At 74.3% G+C, this 15,171-nt stretch carries 13 protein-coding genes; 7 read left to right on the top strand and 6 right to left on the bottom strand.

Going from position 1 to position 15,171, the window contains the following annotated elements:
• Positions 1 to 88: 88 nt before the first annotated feature.
• The 3 genes from HCJ92_RS15025 to HCJ92_RS15015 all read left to right on the top strand — a co-directional run bounded on the left by HCJ92_RS15025 (position 89) and on the right by HCJ92_RS15015 (position 1,538).
• Positions 89 to 295 (top strand): hypothetical protein, encoded by a 207-nt coding sequence (locus HCJ92_RS15025; protein ID WP_167934097.1) that lies wholly within the window; start codon positions 89 to 91, stop codon positions 293 to 295.
• Between the two features lie 56 nt (positions 296 to 351).
• Positions 352 to 999, top strand: coding sequence for a DNA-3-methyladenine glycosylase I (locus tag HCJ92_RS15020; protein WP_167934096.1), 648 nt, complete (start codon positions 352 to 354; stop codon positions 997 to 999).
• A gap of 167 nt (positions 1,000 to 1,166) precedes the next feature.
• Positions 1,167 to 1,538 carry a VOC family protein gene (locus HCJ92_RS15015; protein ID WP_167934095.1) on the top strand — a complete coding sequence of 124 codons (372 nt, stop codon included), beginning with the start codon at positions 1,167 to 1,169 and terminating at the stop codon, positions 1,536 to 1,538.
• Here HCJ92_RS15015 and HCJ92_RS15010 read toward each other — a convergent pair.
• Positions 1,532 to 4,669 (bottom strand): NACHT domain-containing protein, encoded by a 3,138-nt coding sequence (locus HCJ92_RS15010; protein WP_167934094.1) that lies wholly within the window; start codon positions 4,667 to 4,669, stop codon positions 1,532 to 1,534. The two genes, HCJ92_RS15015 and HCJ92_RS15010, sit on opposite strands and share 7 nt — an antisense overlap.
• A 175-nt stretch (positions 4,670 to 4,844) precedes the next feature.
• Here HCJ92_RS15010 and HCJ92_RS15005 point away from each other — a divergent pair, with 175 nt between their 5' ends.
• Positions 4,845 to 5,348 (top strand): GNAT family N-acetyltransferase, encoded by a 504-nt coding sequence (locus tag HCJ92_RS15005; protein WP_275942302.1) that lies wholly within the window; start codon positions 4,845 to 4,847, stop codon positions 5,346 to 5,348.
• Between the two features lie 100 nt (positions 5,349 to 5,448).
• Here HCJ92_RS15005 and HCJ92_RS15000 read toward each other — a convergent pair whose 3' ends face one another.
• The gene (locus HCJ92_RS15000; RefSeq protein WP_209311146.1) at positions 5,449 to 6,390 is read right to left on the bottom strand and encodes an HhH-GPD family protein; all 942 of its coding nucleotides are present in this window, start codon (positions 6,388 to 6,390) and stop codon (positions 5,449 to 5,451) included.
• A gap of 272 nt (positions 6,391 to 6,662) precedes the next feature.
• On the opposite strand from HCJ92_RS15000, the gene HCJ92_RS14995 reads away from it, so the two are divergent.
• A complete protein-coding gene (locus tag HCJ92_RS14995) occupies positions 6,663 to 7,460 on the top strand; it encodes a hypothetical protein (protein ID WP_167934092.1) in 798 nt (265 codons plus the stop codon).
• Positions 7,461 to 7,573: 113 nt separating this feature from the next.
• On the opposite strand, the gene HCJ92_RS14990 is transcribed toward HCJ92_RS14995, so the two are convergent.
• From HCJ92_RS14990 to radA, 3 genes are all read right to left on the bottom strand, one after another.
• Positions 7,574 to 8,338, bottom strand: coding sequence for a class I SAM-dependent methyltransferase (locus tag HCJ92_RS14990; protein WP_167934091.1), 765 nt, complete (start codon positions 8,336 to 8,338; stop codon positions 7,574 to 7,576).
• Positions 8,339 to 8,650: 312 nt separating this feature from the next.
• The gene (disA, locus tag HCJ92_RS14985) at positions 8,651 to 9,763 is read right to left on the bottom strand and encodes a DNA integrity scanning diadenylate cyclase DisA (protein WP_167934090.1); all 1,113 of its coding nucleotides are present in this window, start codon (positions 9,761 to 9,763) and stop codon (positions 8,651 to 8,653) included.
• A 37-nt stretch (positions 9,764 to 9,800) separates the two neighbouring features.
• Positions 9,801 to 11,237: a DNA repair protein RadA gene (gene radA / locus HCJ92_RS14980; RefSeq protein ID WP_167934089.1), complete on the bottom strand. Its 1,437-nt coding sequence runs from the start codon at positions 11,235 to 11,237 to the stop codon at positions 9,801 to 9,803.
• A 492-nt stretch (positions 11,238 to 11,729) separates the two neighbouring features.
• Here radA and HCJ92_RS14975 point away from each other — a divergent pair, with 492 nt between their 5' ends.
• Positions 11,730 to 13,376: a BACON domain-containing protein gene (locus HCJ92_RS14975; protein ID WP_245240887.1), complete on the top strand. Its 1,647-nt coding sequence runs from the start codon at positions 11,730 to 11,732 to the stop codon at positions 13,374 to 13,376.
• Between the two features lie 262 nt (positions 13,377 to 13,638).
• Here the strand turns inward: HCJ92_RS14975 and HCJ92_RS14970 are convergent, their stop codons facing one another.
• A complete protein-coding gene (locus HCJ92_RS14970; protein WP_167934087.1) occupies positions 13,639 to 14,100 on the bottom strand; it encodes a winged helix-turn-helix transcriptional regulator in 462 nt (153 codons plus the stop codon).
• A gap of 165 nt (positions 14,101 to 14,265) precedes the next feature.
• Between HCJ92_RS14970 and HCJ92_RS14965 the strand changes: the two genes are divergently transcribed.
• Positions 14,266 to 15,126, top strand: a complete 861-nt coding sequence (locus HCJ92_RS14965; RefSeq protein ID WP_167934086.1) for an SDR family oxidoreductase — start codon at positions 14,266 to 14,268, stop codon at positions 15,124 to 15,126.
• Positions 15,127 to 15,171: the final 45 nt, after the last annotated feature.

Genomic DNA, 15,171 nt, shown 5'->3' with positions numbered 1-15,171 from the left:
CGGCCCGCCCCCGCTGGCGGGCCGCCGGGCGTCGGCGCACCATGGAACCCCAGACCCACCGGCCGGCCGACGACAAGGTGGTGCCGTCATGGAACACACCATGCGTGCGGAGTACACCGAGGAGGACCCGGACCGTGTGCGCAGCTGGCACATGGTCCGTGCGGGCGTCTCCACCGCGATGTGCGGCAAGATCCTCCGCACCGACGCCGCGAGCCGCCCCGACGGCGACTGGGGCGACGACCCGTCGATGATGTGCCACACCTGCGGCGCGCTCTACCTGCGTGAGGTTCCCTGAACGGCTGCGCACCCTCGCGGGGCCGTTTGTCGCACGTGTGGTGCACACTTCCCGTTATGGACGACATCACCACAGCGGGATCGGGCGCCGAGACGAAGGCGCAGCCCGTGGCGGCGGACCTCCAGGGTCCCGTGACGGGCCCGGACGGCCTCCGCCGCTGCCCGTGGGGCGCCGGTCCCCACGCCGACTACCGCACGTACCACGACGAGGAGTGGGGGCGGCCGGTCCGGGGTGACGACGCCCTCTTCGAACGGCTCACGCTGGAGGCGTTTCAATCGGGGCTCTCGTGGCTGACCATCCTGCGGCGCCGGGAGGGCTTCCGCGCCGCCTTCCACGGCTTCCGTGTCGCCGAGGTCGCGCGGTACAGCGACGAGGACGAGGCCCGGCTGCTCGCCGACCCCGGCATCATCCGCAACCGCGCCAAGGTCGCCGCCACCCTGGCCAACGCGCGGGTCCTGGCGCAGTGGGCGCCCGGCGAGCTGACCGAGCTGATCTGGTCCCACGCCCCCACGCCCCGCCCGGCCCCCGAGCACCTCGGGGACGTTCCCGCGACCACCCGGGAGTCGTTCGACCTCGCCAAGGCGCTCAAGAGCCGAGGCATCCGGTTCGTCGGTCCGACGACCGCCTACGCGCTGATGCAGGCGTGCGGCCTGGTCGACGACCACCTCCGCGGCTGCCACGCCCGCCGGACCGCAACCGACTGACCCCCGCCTCCCCGGGGCGCCCTTCTGTCGTCGCGGGCAGGCTCCGTGCCGGTGACACCGCGCACCGTTCGAGCTCCGCGCGGGGTGTCGGCGCGCCCGGAACGGGTGCCGGCGGCGATCCTGGCCGGGCACGTCCCGCCCCGGCCCCACCGCTCGGAGGTTCGCCCATGACCGTGCGCCGCGTGGTGCCCGACATCCCGACCACCCCGGAGGGGATGGCCGCCTCCCGCGCCTTCTACCGGCGGCTCGGACTGGAGCCGGTCATGGACCTCGGCTGGGTCATGACCATGGCCTCGCCCAGCAACCCCACCGCACAGATCACCTTCGGCACCGAGGACCGCACCGCGCCCGTCGCCGCCGACATCTCCGTCGAGGTCGCGGACGTGGACGCCGTACACGCCGTGATGCGGGGGTCCGGCGCGGAGATCGTCCGGGAGCTTCGCGACGAGGAGTGGGGCGTCCGCCGCTTCTTCGTCCGCGACCCCAACGGAAAGGTCGTCAACGTCCTCAGCCACCGCGACACCCCGCCCCCTCAGTAGCGCGGCGCCGGCGGCGCGGAGAACTCCACCCCCTCCGGCAGCCCGGTGCCGGGGTGAGGCGCGGAGCAGCGCACCGAGCGGAGGCGGGGAAGATCGCGCAGCGGGCTCAGGTCCTCGGGGAGCAGACCGTAACCGAAGTGCAGAGACTCGAGCTGCGGAAACACCTCTGCGACGGCGGACACGTTGGCTGCGGGCGCACTGTCCATGCGCTTCAGCAGACTGGCTCGCTTCACGGTGGGAAGGCTCAGGCTCTCCTGGGCGAACGTGAGCACTTCGCGGTTTCCCAGGTCGATGTCGGTAAGTTGCCGAAGGGTCGCGATCGCCCGAAGCTCCTCGTGAGACACAGCCCGTTCACTACCCCACACGCTGAGATGCTCCAGACCTGTCAGCGCGCCGATGCCGTCCAGCGGCGGCGGATGGTCCGGCAGCCTGAGGTAGCGCAGGAGGGGTGGCGACGGCAACTGGTCGAGAGACCGGAGAGGCACATCGTTCAGGAACGCCAACTGCGTAACCGTCTCAAGCCCCGACAGTTCCTCGAAGACTCGGCGCCCGAAGGGGTCTGGGCCCCACCGCTGCAACTGAAGGTAATTGAGATCGAGTTCCCGCAGCACTTCGGAGCCCTCGAACGATGACGTCTCGCACAGGATCAGCGACTCCAGCGAGGTGGTGCCGCGCAGCCAGGGGAGGGTTGCCGTTACCGCCCCGCGAAGATCCAGCATGGCAACGGAGTGGCGATTGAGGAAGTCGGCGATCCGGGTCAGCGGAATGTAGGACGAGTCCGTCACACCTCGTGGTCCGGACAGGTCGGCGGAGAGCTCGACCATTCGGTTGTTCCTACCCCACCAGGTGAGACCAGCGGGCGCCAGGTGCCGCACCACCTCCTCGTAGTAGCGATCGGTGTCGAAGAGGTCCCAAGCGTCGGCGAGTTGTTGAGCGACTGCCGGCGTCGCACGGTGCCGGCGCAGGACGGACAGCGCGTGGTCCGTTCCGCCGAGTGCGGTTACGGTCCGCACGGTCGCCACCTGCTCGTCCTCCGTCAGTCCCTCCGGCCCCGGCAGCAGGTCGAGGATGATCGGGCCGGCCTGGGCGAGTGCCTCCGCTTCCTCCTTGCAGCGCGGCGGCAGGTACTGCCGGGCGCGTTCGCGGACCAGGTCGCGTACCTCCGGGGACAGCTCCGCCGCGTGCTCCAGGCAGGCGACGGCCAGCAGGTGGAGCCGGATGCGGTGGCGCCGCACGGTGTCGCCGCGCTTGACCAACTGCCGCAGCAGCCGGTCGCGTTCTCCCGGGCGGCCGTGGGCGACGGCCATGCGGATGACGTCCTCGAACTGGTCCTTGTGCGCCTGCCGCACCAGCCACGGGATGTCTCGCGCCTCGATCGCGGCCTTGGCGGCGAGGTAGTCCTGGAAGGTGCGGTGGACGAAGTCGACCACCCCGTCGGCGGGTTCACGCAGCAGCCCCGAGCGTTCCAGCAGGAAGCGGTAGAGCTGTGCTGCGTCCGCCGTGTCCGCGAGTGCGGGCATGCCGGGCAGTGCGTCGGCGAGCACGTCGACGGCGTCCTCGCGTTCCATCTCCGCCCGTTCGTTGCGGATCAGCCAGTACGCCAGGCGTTGCAGCAGCAGGATCTGGGTGGCGGCGTCAAGCTCGACCCCCGCCCGCACTCGCCGCTCCTGGTCGCGGCGTTCCAGCAGCATCTGCAACGCCGCCTGGTACAGCGCCTCGCGACCGCGCGGCAGGTAGCCGTGGCGGGTGTGGTGGAGGGCGCAGATCAGCCCGCACATCAGCGGGTTGGTGGCGAGCCGGGAGAGGTCGGGGCGGCGGTGCAGCGCGTCGAGGAGATCTCCCGCGGACTGCTCGGGCAGCCGCGCCGCAGTGTGCCAGCGCCGGACGAAGGTCTCGGTATCGGTGCCGCTCATCGGGGCCAGCGAGAGGTCGCCGAACCCGGCGTCGGCCAGCCAGTCGTGCCCGACCGCCGAGGGCCGGGCGGTCACCAGCCACAGGCAGTCCGGGAACGCCCGCACCAGCGACACCAGCCACTGGCGCACGTCACCGCGTTCGCTCTCCGGCACCTCGTCGATCCCGTCCACGAGCAGCAGCCCCCGCCCGGCGTTCAGCACCCGCTCCACCCAGCCCTCCGGCGGGGAGTGCGGGCAGTCGATCGCCGCCGGGATGTCGGCCGGGCGGGGGAGGGCCGCACCGCGCCGGGTCAGCCGCCGGAGCGGCAGCACCAGCGGCACCCGTCCGGCGAGCCGGAGGTCCAGCGCCCCGGCGCCGCCCCGCTGCCGGGCCGCGAGGACGGCCAGCCACTGCACCAGCGTGGTCTTGCCGGAGCCGGCGCCGCCCCGCAGCAGCGCCCGGTCCAGGTCGCGCAGCGCCGCCTCCGCCCGCTGCGGCGCGGCGCGCGCCCCGCCCAGCTCGTCCTCCACTCCGCCGGGGTCTTGCCCGGTGGTGGTGGTCTCCAGGCTCAGGTAGGCGTCGTCCAGCGGCCAGCGGTCGCCCACGTCGATGCCGTGGATGGTGACGTGGTCGTGGGTGTCGACGACCCAGCGGGCGTAGCGCTCCTCGAACGCGGCATCCGCCGCGGTCCGCGACGGCAGCCGTTCGGCCAGGACGTCGAGCCGGTCCACCAACGCCCGCGCCTGGCGGGTCTGCTCCACCAGGGTGCGGGCGACAAAGGTGGAGCGCCGCGTGAAGTGGTCGATCAGGTGGGTGCAGACCGAGAGCAGCACCGGCTCGTACAGCACGTCGGCCGCCGCCGAGAGGTCTCCCGGCCGCCGCACCCGCCGCGCCAGTTCCTCCGGGCCGAGCGAGACGGCCTGCACGTCGTCCATCTCCAGCTCGCCCAGCGCCGTCAGCGACCGCAGCAGCGCCTCGCTCAGCTCCGCTCGGACCTCCGCGTCCGGCGCCTCGTGCGGCCCGGCAGCCCGCGCGGCGCGGTCCACCAGCTCCGCCACCGGCTTGCGCAACTCGCCGGCGCTCACCGCGTCCCGTTCCGCTCCGACCACCAGCAGCGAACCGATCCGTACCGGCCCCTCCGCCAGCCCCGCCCCCGGCTCGCTGCGCCGCACCAGCTTCTTCAGCAGCGGCGCGACCACCGCCGACGCCAGCCGCAGCCCGATCATTCCGCCGTCCATCCGGCCCCCTCCCGGCCCGTCCACCCCGCGAGCGTTGAGCCTAGGGCAACCGGGCCGTCACTCGCGGGCGTTGCGACGCACCGGGGCGGGCCGCGCCCGTGCCGCACCGCGCGATACGTGCCTACGCTGACAGGGACAGGCGGAAAGCACCGACGGCGGACACGGAGGCGACGCGATGGTCGAGGTAGAGGCGCTACGGGCCGAGATGCAGCTGGAGAGGGACCCGTGGCCCACCACGCGGGCCGGTGCCGAGGTCGAGGTGCGGGCGGCAGCCTCCGAGGAGGAGATCATGGCCGCCTCCGCGCTCTTCGACCACCCGGTGCGCGCCGCGTGGGCCGAGCGGTTCCTCGCCGAGCGCAACCACCATCTGCTCTTCGCCTACGCGGACAACTCCCCGGTGGGGATGGTCAGCGGCATGGAGATCACCCACCCCGACAAGGGCACGGAGATGCTGCTCCACGAACTCGGGGTGGACGAGGAGCACCGCCGGCGGGGAGTCGGCACCGTGCTGGTGCGTGAACTGCTGCGCACCGCGCGGGAACGCGGCTGCGGCGGGATGTGGGTGCCGTTGGAGACGGGCAACGAGCCCGCGTTGCGGACCTACCGCTCGGCGGGCGGTGCCCGCGAGAGCGATGTGGCCATGGTGGTCTGGACGATCTCCGCGCCCGGCAGCCGCTGAGCCGGGCCGTCCCGGCCCGCACGGGCCGGGGGCGACGGTCGACCACGCCGCCGTACCGGCCGGGAGGCCCGGACGGCGGCGTGGTGCGACCGGCCCGGCGTCAGGCGCCGGGCAGCCGGTAGGTCCCGTCGGGCAGCCGCTCGACCAGGCCGTCGGTCAGCAGCCCCCGCAGCGCCCGGTTGCGCTGCTCCGGCTTGTTCCACACCTGGTCCAGCGTGGCCCGGCTGACCGGGTCGATCGACTCCCGCAGCACGGCGAGCAGCTTGCCGCGGACCTGGCGGTCCGTACCGGCGTACGTCTGGCCGCGCCGCTCCGGGCCGTCGTGGGCCGGGGTACCCGCGCGGCGCCAGGCGCACTGGTCCGCGATCGGGCAGGCCGAGCAGTCGGGCTTGCGGGCGGTGCAGACCAGGGCGCCGAGCTCCATCGTGGCGGCGGCCCACCGGGCCGCGGTCGCGGGCTCCTCCGGCAGCATCGCCCGGGCCAGCCGCCGCTCGGCGGCGGTCGTTGCGTTGGGTGGGTACTGGCTGCCGCCCGCCGCGCGGGCGAAGACCCGCCGCACGTTGGTGTCGAGCACCGCGTGGCGCTGCCCGTAGGCGAAGGAGGCGACCGCCGCCGCGGTGTACTCGCCGACGCCCGGCAGGGCGAGCAGCAGGTGGTGGTCGGCGGGCACCTGGCCCTCGTACCGTTCCGCTATGGCGGCGGCAGCCGCGTGCAGCCGGAGTGCGCGGCGCGGGTAGCCGAGGCGGCCCCAGGCGCGGACCGCCTCGCCGGTCGACTCGGCGGCGAGGTCGCCGGGGGTCGGCCAGCGGCGCATCCACTCCTCGTAGATCGGGAGCACACGGCTGACGGGTGTCTGCTGGAGCATGAACTCGCTGACCATGACGCCCCACGCGCCGGCCTCCGGGCGGCGCCAGGGCAGGTCGCGGGCGTTCTCGCCGAACCAGTCGATGACCGGCGCGTGCAGGTCGGCGGGTCGGGGGCCGGGAACGGTGTCACCGGCACTGGGGACGGTTTCCACGGGGCTGGTACTCATCGCAGTCATGGCACACCGATCCTGGCACGTCCGCGGCGTCGTGGTGAACGGCCCGCGCCGGGTTGCGCGCGACGGCCCCCGAAAGGAGGGCGGGCGGGCGCGCAAGGTGACCGAGGGCGCGCCGTTGCACGACGGCGCGCACATTGCCCGTGATCGACGCGCGGCACGCGGTGGTCGAACGCTTCATCTACGGCCCGGCGTCGTAGAGTTTGCGCGTGGGATCTCTGCGCAATCCGATCGGCCCGCTCCCTTCCTCGATCTACTGGCGGCGAAGGGTAGTTGTGCTGCTCGTGTTGGTCCTGCTGGGGGTGATGTCCTGGGTCGCGCTACGCGGCCTCGGGGCCGGCCCGGCAGGCGGATCGAGCGACGACGGCGCGGGCGGGGGGCCGGCCCCGTCGATCACCCCGGGTGACACGGACACCGACGACCACATCGACCAGCGCCCCGGTGGCGGCGGTGGTGGCGACGACTCCGAGGACGACGAGGACGACGACGCCGAGAACGGCGGCAGCGGTGACTCCGACGAGGCCGACGCCGCGGGCGGCGGCTCCGGAGACGGTGGCGAGGACGGCACCGGCGAGGACGGCGGCAGCAGCGACGAGGGCGCGGGCGACACCGACGCCGCCAACGGCGGCGTCGACGGCGACGCGGCCGACGCCTCCCGCATCGCGACCCTGGCCGAGTGCGCCGGCATCGACGGCGTCACCGCGTCACTGCGCAGCGACGCCAACGCCTACGCCCCGGGCGAGAAGCCGAGCATCCGGCTCACGGTCCGCAACGAGTCCGGCTCGCCCTGCCGGGTCGACGTCGGCCACGAGGCACTGACCGTCCGGCTCACCACCGACGACGACAACGTCTGGACCTCCGCCCACTGCCCGACCGGCGCCGGAGCCCTCCTGCGCGAGGTCCCCGCCGGCGACGGCGTCAACCACGTCGTGGAGTGGGACGGCCGCTACTCCAGCAGCGACGCCTGCGAGGGTCCGGCCCAGGAGACCGCCCCCACCGGCACCTACCTCGCCGAGGCCGACCTCACCGGGTTCGACATCATCCGCACGACCTTCCGCATGGACGAGGACTAGCACCGGTCGGACACGGTTCGGCTCGCGCTGAGCTGCGGTGCGGCGCCAGCTGTCGCCACGTCGTCCGGCGGAACAGCGACGTCGAAGCGAGCCCGGAGAGCGCCGGGCGGAGGCTAGGTGCGCTCCGCCGCTGCCGCGACCCGGCGGAACAACGCGGTCCACAGGAAACCCACGCCGAACAGCGCCGACTCGGCCGGTTGCTGCCGCATGCGCCGCAGTTCCACCTCCGTCAGGTCGGAGAAGATCTGTCGCAGCGAATCCGGCGAGTAGGCGAGGCCACCCCGCAGCGCACGTTCGCGGTAGATGTCCGCGTCGCCGAGTTCCGACCCCATCCCCTGCTCCCCGGCGGCGAAGCTGGTGAGCGCGAGGTGGCCGCCGGGGGCGAGGACCCGGTCGAGAAGAGCCAGGTAGCTGACGCGGCGGTGCGGCGGCAGGTGATGGAAGCAGCCCGAATCGACCACCAGGTCGTAGGGGCCGCTCAGTGCGGTGGCGGGGAGCGTGAAAACGTCACCGCACAGCAGGCGGACGTCGACGCCGGCGCGGCGCGCCCGGTCCTCGGCCCAGGCGACCGCCACGGGGGAGAGGTCGACCGCGTCCACCTCGAAGCCGTGCGACGCGAGGTACAGCGCGTTGCGTCCCGCGCCGCACCCCAGGTCCAGGGCGCGGCCCGGCGTGATCAGCCCACGGTCGAGGTGGGAGGCCAGGTTCTCGTCCGGCTTCGACACGAAGAACGGGACCGGCTGGGACCGGTCGGCGTAGAAGCGGTCCCAGAAGTCCCTGCCGTCGCCCGTTGCCAGACGGCCGGTCTCCGGCTGGGAGGCGAAGAGCCCGTCCAGGAGCGCGAAGACATCCTCGACGGTCCGTACGGTCCGGTCCATCCGGCCTCCTTCCACCGTGCTCGATCCTAGAGCAGGAACGGTAAAAGGCCAGTTCAGGCGGGATGCTCCGGGGTCGGGGGCGGGCAGCTGCCGACCTCGCCGGCCGGCGGTGGACCACCCCGCCACGCTGTGGCCCGGCGTCCGCCCAGCCGCCCTCCCGGGCTCGGGCAGGGGGCTTCCAGGGACGAGGCAGGGGCGCTACTTCAGCCAATCCGCCGGACACGACGGCGGGGCCGGGTGCCCGGGGGAGCAGAGCTCCCGCAAGCACCCGGCCCCGCCGTCGAACCGCCGCGGCTCCGCGCGGCGCCGTCGTCAGACGTACCGCTCCAGGATCGACGACTCCGCGAGGCGGGACAGCCCCTCCCGCACCGACCGCGCCCGGGTCTCCCCGACGCCGTCCACTGCCTGGAGGTCGTCCACGCTCGCCGCGAGCAGCTTCTGCAGCCCGCCGAAGTGGTCCACCAGCCGGTCGATGACGGTGCCCGGCAGCCGCGGCACCTTGGCCAGCAGCCGGAAGCCGCGCGGTGAGACCGCGCTGTCCAGCGTCTCCGGCGACGAGCCGTAGCCCAGCGCCCGCGCCACCATCGTCAGCTCCAGCAGCCCCGGGTGGGTCAGCGCGTCCAGGTCGGCGAGGGCCGCGGAGACCTTGCGGGACCGTTTCCCCCCGGTCTCGGGGAGGTAGTCCCGGACGATCAGCTGCCGCTCCGGCTCCACGCCCGCGATCAGCTCGTCGAGCTGGAGGGAGAGCAGCCGCCCGTCCGTGCCCAGCTCCACCACGTACTCGGCGATCTCCGTGGCGATGCGGCGGACCATCTCCAACCGCTGCGCCACCGCCGCGACGTCCCGGACGGTGACCAGGTCCTCGATCTCCAGCGCGGAGAGCGTTCCCGCGACCTCGTCCAGGCGGAGCTTGTACCGCTCAAGCGTGGCCAGCGCCTGGTTGGCGCGGGAGAGGATGGCGCCCGAGTCCTCCAGGACGCGCCGCTGACCCTCCAGGTAGAGGGCGATCAGCCGCATCGACTGGCTGACCGACACCACGGGGAAGCCGGTCTGGATCGAGACGCGCTGCGCCGTGCGGTGCCGGGTGCCGGTCTCCTCCGTCGGGATCGAGGAATCGGGCACCAACTGGACGCCGGCCCGGACAATCTTCGCGCTGACCGGGTCGATCACCACCGCGCCGTCGAGCTTGCACAGCTCGCGCAGCCGCGTCGCGGTGAACTCCACGTCGAGGACGAAACCGCCGGAGCACAGCGTCTCCACGGTGTCGTCGAATCCGAGCAGGATGAGCCCGCCCGTGTTGCCGCGGAGGACACGCTCCAGGCCGTCACGCAGCTGGGTGCCCGGTGCGACGGCGCTCAGCGACGAACGCAGCAGCCCCTCCGCACCGGATCGCACCGGTCCTGCCGGCCGGTCGCTGCCTGCCATGCACTCCTCCGGTCATCTCGTTCAGTGCGACAGGAGTCTACCGGCGCGATTCCTCGGCCTGCCCTGACTCCCGCCGCGCGGTGCCGCCGCGCGCCGCACGGGCCGCGCCGCGACCCGTCGGCAGCACCCGCAGCGCCTCGCCGATGTCGGCCACCTCCAGCACCCGCATACCGGGCGGTGTCTCCCCGGAGTCCGCCGGAGCCAGCGCGTGGGTGAAGCCCAGCCGGGCCGCTTCCGCCAGCCGCCGCTGCACCCCCGTCACCCGGCGTACCTCGCCCGCCAGCCCCACCTCGCCCACGGCCACCAGGTTCTTCGGCAGTGGGACGTCGCTCGCCGCGCTGGCCAGCGCCAACGCCACCGCGAGGTCGGCGGCCGGCTCCGTCAGCCGCACGCCGCCGACCGTCGCCGTGTAGATGTCGTTCTTGCCCAGCGCCGTGATCCGGCCGCGCTGCTCCAGCACCGCCAGCATCATCGAGACGCGGGATGTCTCCAGCCCGGAGGTCGTACGGCGTGGGGAGGGGATCTGGCTGTCCACGGTCAGCGACTGGACCTCCGCGACCAGCGGTCGCCGCCCCTCCAGCGCTACCGTGAGGCAGGTTCCCGGCACCGGCTCGGACCGGCGTGTCAGGAACAGCCCGGACGGGTCGGCCAGCGAGGTGATCCCCGCGTCGTGCAGCTCGAAGCAGCCGACCTCGTCGGTGGCGCCGTAGCGGTTCTTCACCCCGCGGACCAGCCGCAGCCGATTGTGCCGGTCGCCCTCGAAGTGCAGCACCACGTCGACCAGGTGTTCGAGCAGCCGCGGCCCGGCGATCGAGCCGTCCTTGGTGACGTGGCCCACCAGCAGCGTCGCCATCCCCCGCTCCTTGGACTCCCGGATGAGCGCCGCGGCGACCTCACGGACCTGCGCCACACCGCCTGGCGCGCCGTCCAGTTCGGGCGAGGCGACCGTCTGCACCGAGTCCATGACCAGCAGCGCGGGCTTCACCACGTCCAACTGGCCCAGCACCGCGGAGAGATCGGTCTCGGCGGCGAGGTAGAGGTGGTCGTCGATGGCGTTGATACGGTCGGCCCGCAGCCGGACCTGGCCGGCCGACTCCTCGCCGGTGACGTACAGCGTGGGTGTCTCCGCCGAGGCCGCCTTGGCGGCCACGTCCAGCAGCAGCGTGGACTTGCCGACGCCCGGCTCGCCAGCGAGGAGCACCACCGCGCCCGGCACGAGCCCCCCGCCGAGCACCCGGTCCAGCTCGGGCACGCCGGTGGAACGCGCCGACGCCCGGCGAGTGTCGACCTGCCCGATCGGCACCGCGGGCTTCGCCACACGGGCCGCCGCCGTGGTACGCACCGCCGCGGTGCCGCCGCCGACCTCCTCGACCGTGCCCCACGCCTGGCACTCGGAGCAGCGGCCGAGCCACTTGACGGTGGTCCAACCGCACTCGCTGCACCGGTAGCTGGGGCGGTCTGCTTTACGTGCCATGCCCAGACCGTACCGGCAGCCGCCGACACCGCACCGGGCCGCCACCCGCGACCGCTGTCGCGCTCCGTGTGCGCCCACCCGTGGAGCGCGACAGCGGGTCGTCCGCGGCGCACGGCGGGGCCCCGCGCACCGCCGGGCTCCTCGCGTTCGCGCGGTCGCGACCGCCCTGGGTGACCGCCCTGGGCGACCGCCCTGGGGGACCGCCCCCGGGCCGCGCGAGGGGCGTGCGCGAAGTTGCGCGCGCCGTACAGGGCACGTCACCGCTCGGTGGTCGGCAGCGCCTGCGCCCGGCGCGCACGGGTTTGCGACCTGTCCCCACGGGCACCGCACCCGCGGTCGGAGGCGTGGCCCGCACCTTCGGCCGCGCCCCGCCCACGGCCGCCCCGGGCCCGCGTCCCGTGTCGAAGCAGCCACAATCCGTCACCCGATAGGTGGAACCTTGTGCCGTGCGGGGCGGTGCGGGCCCATGGGGCGCCTAGCGTCGCAAGGGTGATGTCCAGCAGCCGCGAGCGTTCCCGGCACGCCCACAGCTCCCGCGCGCGCCGTGGTCCGTCCGCCGACCACGGGCGCCGCCCCGGGCAGGCGTACGACGACGCCTACCTCGACGGGCTGTTCACCTACTGCCTGTCGGTGATGTGCGAGCACGGCTCGGCCATCGACGCGCTGGGCGAGGCCCTGGCGCACGCGGAGCGGCTCCACGGCCACGGCAGGCGCCCCGCCTCCCGCGACCTCCACCGCGCCTGGCTCTACGCCCTGGCACGGCGCAGCTGCCTCCGGCGCCTCGGGGAGCAGCGGGACCGCGAGGGGTACGCCCCCGTCGTGCCCCGGGTCGTGTCCCCGGGCGCCGACGAGCGGCGCCGTGAACTTGCCTCGCTCGCCTGGCCCGAGGCAGCCGGTACCGTCCCCGAGCAGCGCGAGGCGCTGGAGCTGACGGTCCGCCACCAGCTCGCCCCCGCGGAGGTGGGCCGGGTGCTGCGGCGGTCCGAGGACGACGCACGTGCGTTGCTGACCAGCGGTGCCTGCGAGGTGGAGCGCGCTCGCGGCGCCCTGGCGGCGGTGGAGGCGGGCGGCTGCCCTGTGGTAAGCGTCCTCACCGGTCAGGACCGCCTGCTGATGGCGCCCGGCCTCCGGCGCGAGCTGGTGCGGCACGTCGACGAGTGCCCAGTCTGCCGTCGCAGCGCGCAGCGCGCTCTGGCCGGCAACGGGTGGCCGGGCACCGCCCCGGTCGCCGCCGACCGGCTGACCGTGCTGCCCGCGCCCCGGGCGGAGGTGCACGCCGCCCGGACCACCGCGCTCCGCGCCAGGGCGCAGCACACCCCCAAGGTGGACCGCTCCGGGTTCCCGCTCGATGAGCGGGACCGCGCCGCGCGCCGTGAGCGGATGCGCAGCCGTGCGGTGACGACCACGGTGGTCGCCACCGTGCTGGCCGCGCCGGCCCTGGCGCTGTGGGCGGCGTACCGCAGCGCGCCCGTGACGGGGGAGTCGCACGGCGCCCCGGCCGCCGCGGACGACGACCGCTCCGGCCGTGACCGGTACGAGTACCCCTACGAGAACGCCGGACGCGCCGGCGCCTCGGGCGAGACCGAGCGCGCGCCGTCCCCGGACGGCTCCGCACCGCAGGAGCGGTCCGGGCGGGAGGACGGGGAGCAGGAAGAGCCCGGCGAGGACGGCGACCCGGACCCCTCGCCCGACGACTCCTCGCCGCCCGCCTCCGACAGCGCCTCGCCCGGCCCCGGGCGGCTCGCCGTGGAGGCGGTCGCCACCTCGTCCGGCACGCGCGTCACCCTCACCGCGTCGGGCGGTTCGCCGGTGGAGTGGCGCGCCTCGACCGACGCCGGGTGGCTGCGGCTCGGGCAGAGCTCGGGCACGTTGCGCCCGGGGGAGCAGGTCACGTTCCTGGTGACGGTGGACCGTGACCGCGAACCGGCGGGCCACTGGCAGGGCCGGATCAACGTGGCCCCCACCGGTGCGGTCGTCACCATCGAGGGCCAGGGGCCGCAGGCGCCCGACCCCGGTCCGAGCGACCCGGGCGCCCCGCCCGACCCCGACCCCGACCCCTCGCCGGACCCGGACCCGGACCCCGACCCGGGCGATCCGGAGCCGCCCGGCTCCGAGGGCGGCGACCGCCAGTCCCCGTAGGCGCCTTACGCCCGCGGCGGCTCACGGGGGTCCGGCGCGGCAGCGGGAAGGCCCCCCGCCGGGCCGTGACGGCCGGAGCGCGCACCGGCCCGGAGCGCGGCTCACCGCACCCGCTCACCGCCCCCGCCAGCCGAACTGCCCGCGCCACGACCACCGACGCGCCGCGGCGATACGGCCACGGCCGTGGAGAGCCCGCCGTCGTCCGGGGGCCGCCGCGCCAGACTCTCCCCGCTCGTCGTGAGCGGCCGGCCGCGGGGCGCGCTCACGCGCGGGAGTCGGCCGGTGGCGTCTCCGAACGCGCGTGGTCGTAGCGCTGCTGCGCACCGAGCACCGCCGGCATCTCGGCCTCCAGATGCCCGATCAGGGCGAGCAGCCTGCTCGCGGTCTCCCGACCCAGGTCGGTCAGCCGGTACTCGACGCGGGGCGGTAGGACCGCGTGCACCTCGCGATGGACGAAACCGTCACGTTCCAGTGACTGCAGCGTCTGGGCGAGCATCTTCTCGCTGACGCCGTCCACCCGGCGGCGCAGCGCGTTGAACCGGGCCGGGCCCTGTCGCAGCGCCGCCATCACCAGTGCGCCCCAGCGCCCGGTGAGGTGTTCCAGTACGGGGCGCGAGGGGCAGCCGCGGGCGAAGACGTCGAACCGCTCCGCCGACTCCGTCGCCGCCTCCGCGTTCGACTGGATGACGCGGACGCCTGCCGGTTCCCGGGGGGTGTCACTCATCGCCCCATCGTACCGCCGGAAAGACAGCACTTTCGAAAAGTTTGCACTGTGGAATTCACGGCGTAGGTTGGTCGCTGTAGTGCACGGTACGGCCCGCCGTACCGACGTCCCCCCAGGGGCCCGCCCGCGGTCGCCCCAGCACCGCAGAACCGAAGGAAGTACGTGATGATCACTGTCACCGGTGCCACCGGTCAGTTCGGCCGCCTCGCGATCGAGCACCTGCTCGCCCGTGACGTACCGGCGGCCGGGATAGCCGCCGTGGTGCGTGACCCGGAACGCGCGGCGGATCTCGCCGAGCGCGGTGTCGAGGTGCGGCAGGCCGACTACGACCGGCCCGAGACGCTCCCCGCCGCGCTGCGCGGCACCGACACGCTCCTGTTCGTCTCCTCCACCGGGCCGGACGACCAGCGCATCGTGCAGCACCGCGCCGTCGTCACAGCCGCCCGGGAGGCCCGGGTCGGTCTCGTCGCCTACACCTCGCTCGTCGGAGCGGACTTCAACACCCTCGACCTCGCACGCGTCCACCGCGACACCGAGGGAGCCCTGGCCGAGTCCGGCCTGCCCACCGTCCTGCTGCGCAACGGCTGGTACACCGAGAACTACACGGCGGCACTGGCCGACTCCGTGGCCCGCGGCGAGATCGTGGGCGCGGCCGGCGACGGCCGTATCGCCTCGGCCTCCCGCTCCGACCTGGCGGAGGCCGCCGCGATCGTGGCCACCTCCGAGGACCAGGCGGGACGCATCCACGAGCTCACCGGTGACTCGACCTGGACGCTGCCGGAGCTCGCCGCCGAGGCGGCCCGGGTCTCCGGGCGGGAGGTCGCCTACCGCGACCTCGGCGGCGACGCCTACGCCGAGGTGCTGACCGGCGCGGGGCTCCCCGACTTTGTCGTCTCGCTGCTCGTCGACTCCGACGTCAAGGTCTCCAAGGGTGCGCTGGCCGCCGTCACCGGCGACCTCCCCGCGCTGCTCGGCCGCTCCACCACCCCGCTCGCGGACTCCGTCCGCGCCGCCCTGGCCGACTGACCGCCACCGCCGTCGGCCGCGCGGCGCCACCCGGCCGATCCGGGG

The sequence above is a fragment of the Streptomyces spiramenti genome, from assembly GCF_012034385.1.
In the GTDB taxonomy this organism is placed as follows: domain Bacteria; phylum Actinomycetota; class Actinomycetes; order Streptomycetales; family Streptomycetaceae; genus Streptomyces; species Streptomyces spiramenti.
This window is presented reverse-complemented; position numbering and strand designations above follow the sequence as displayed.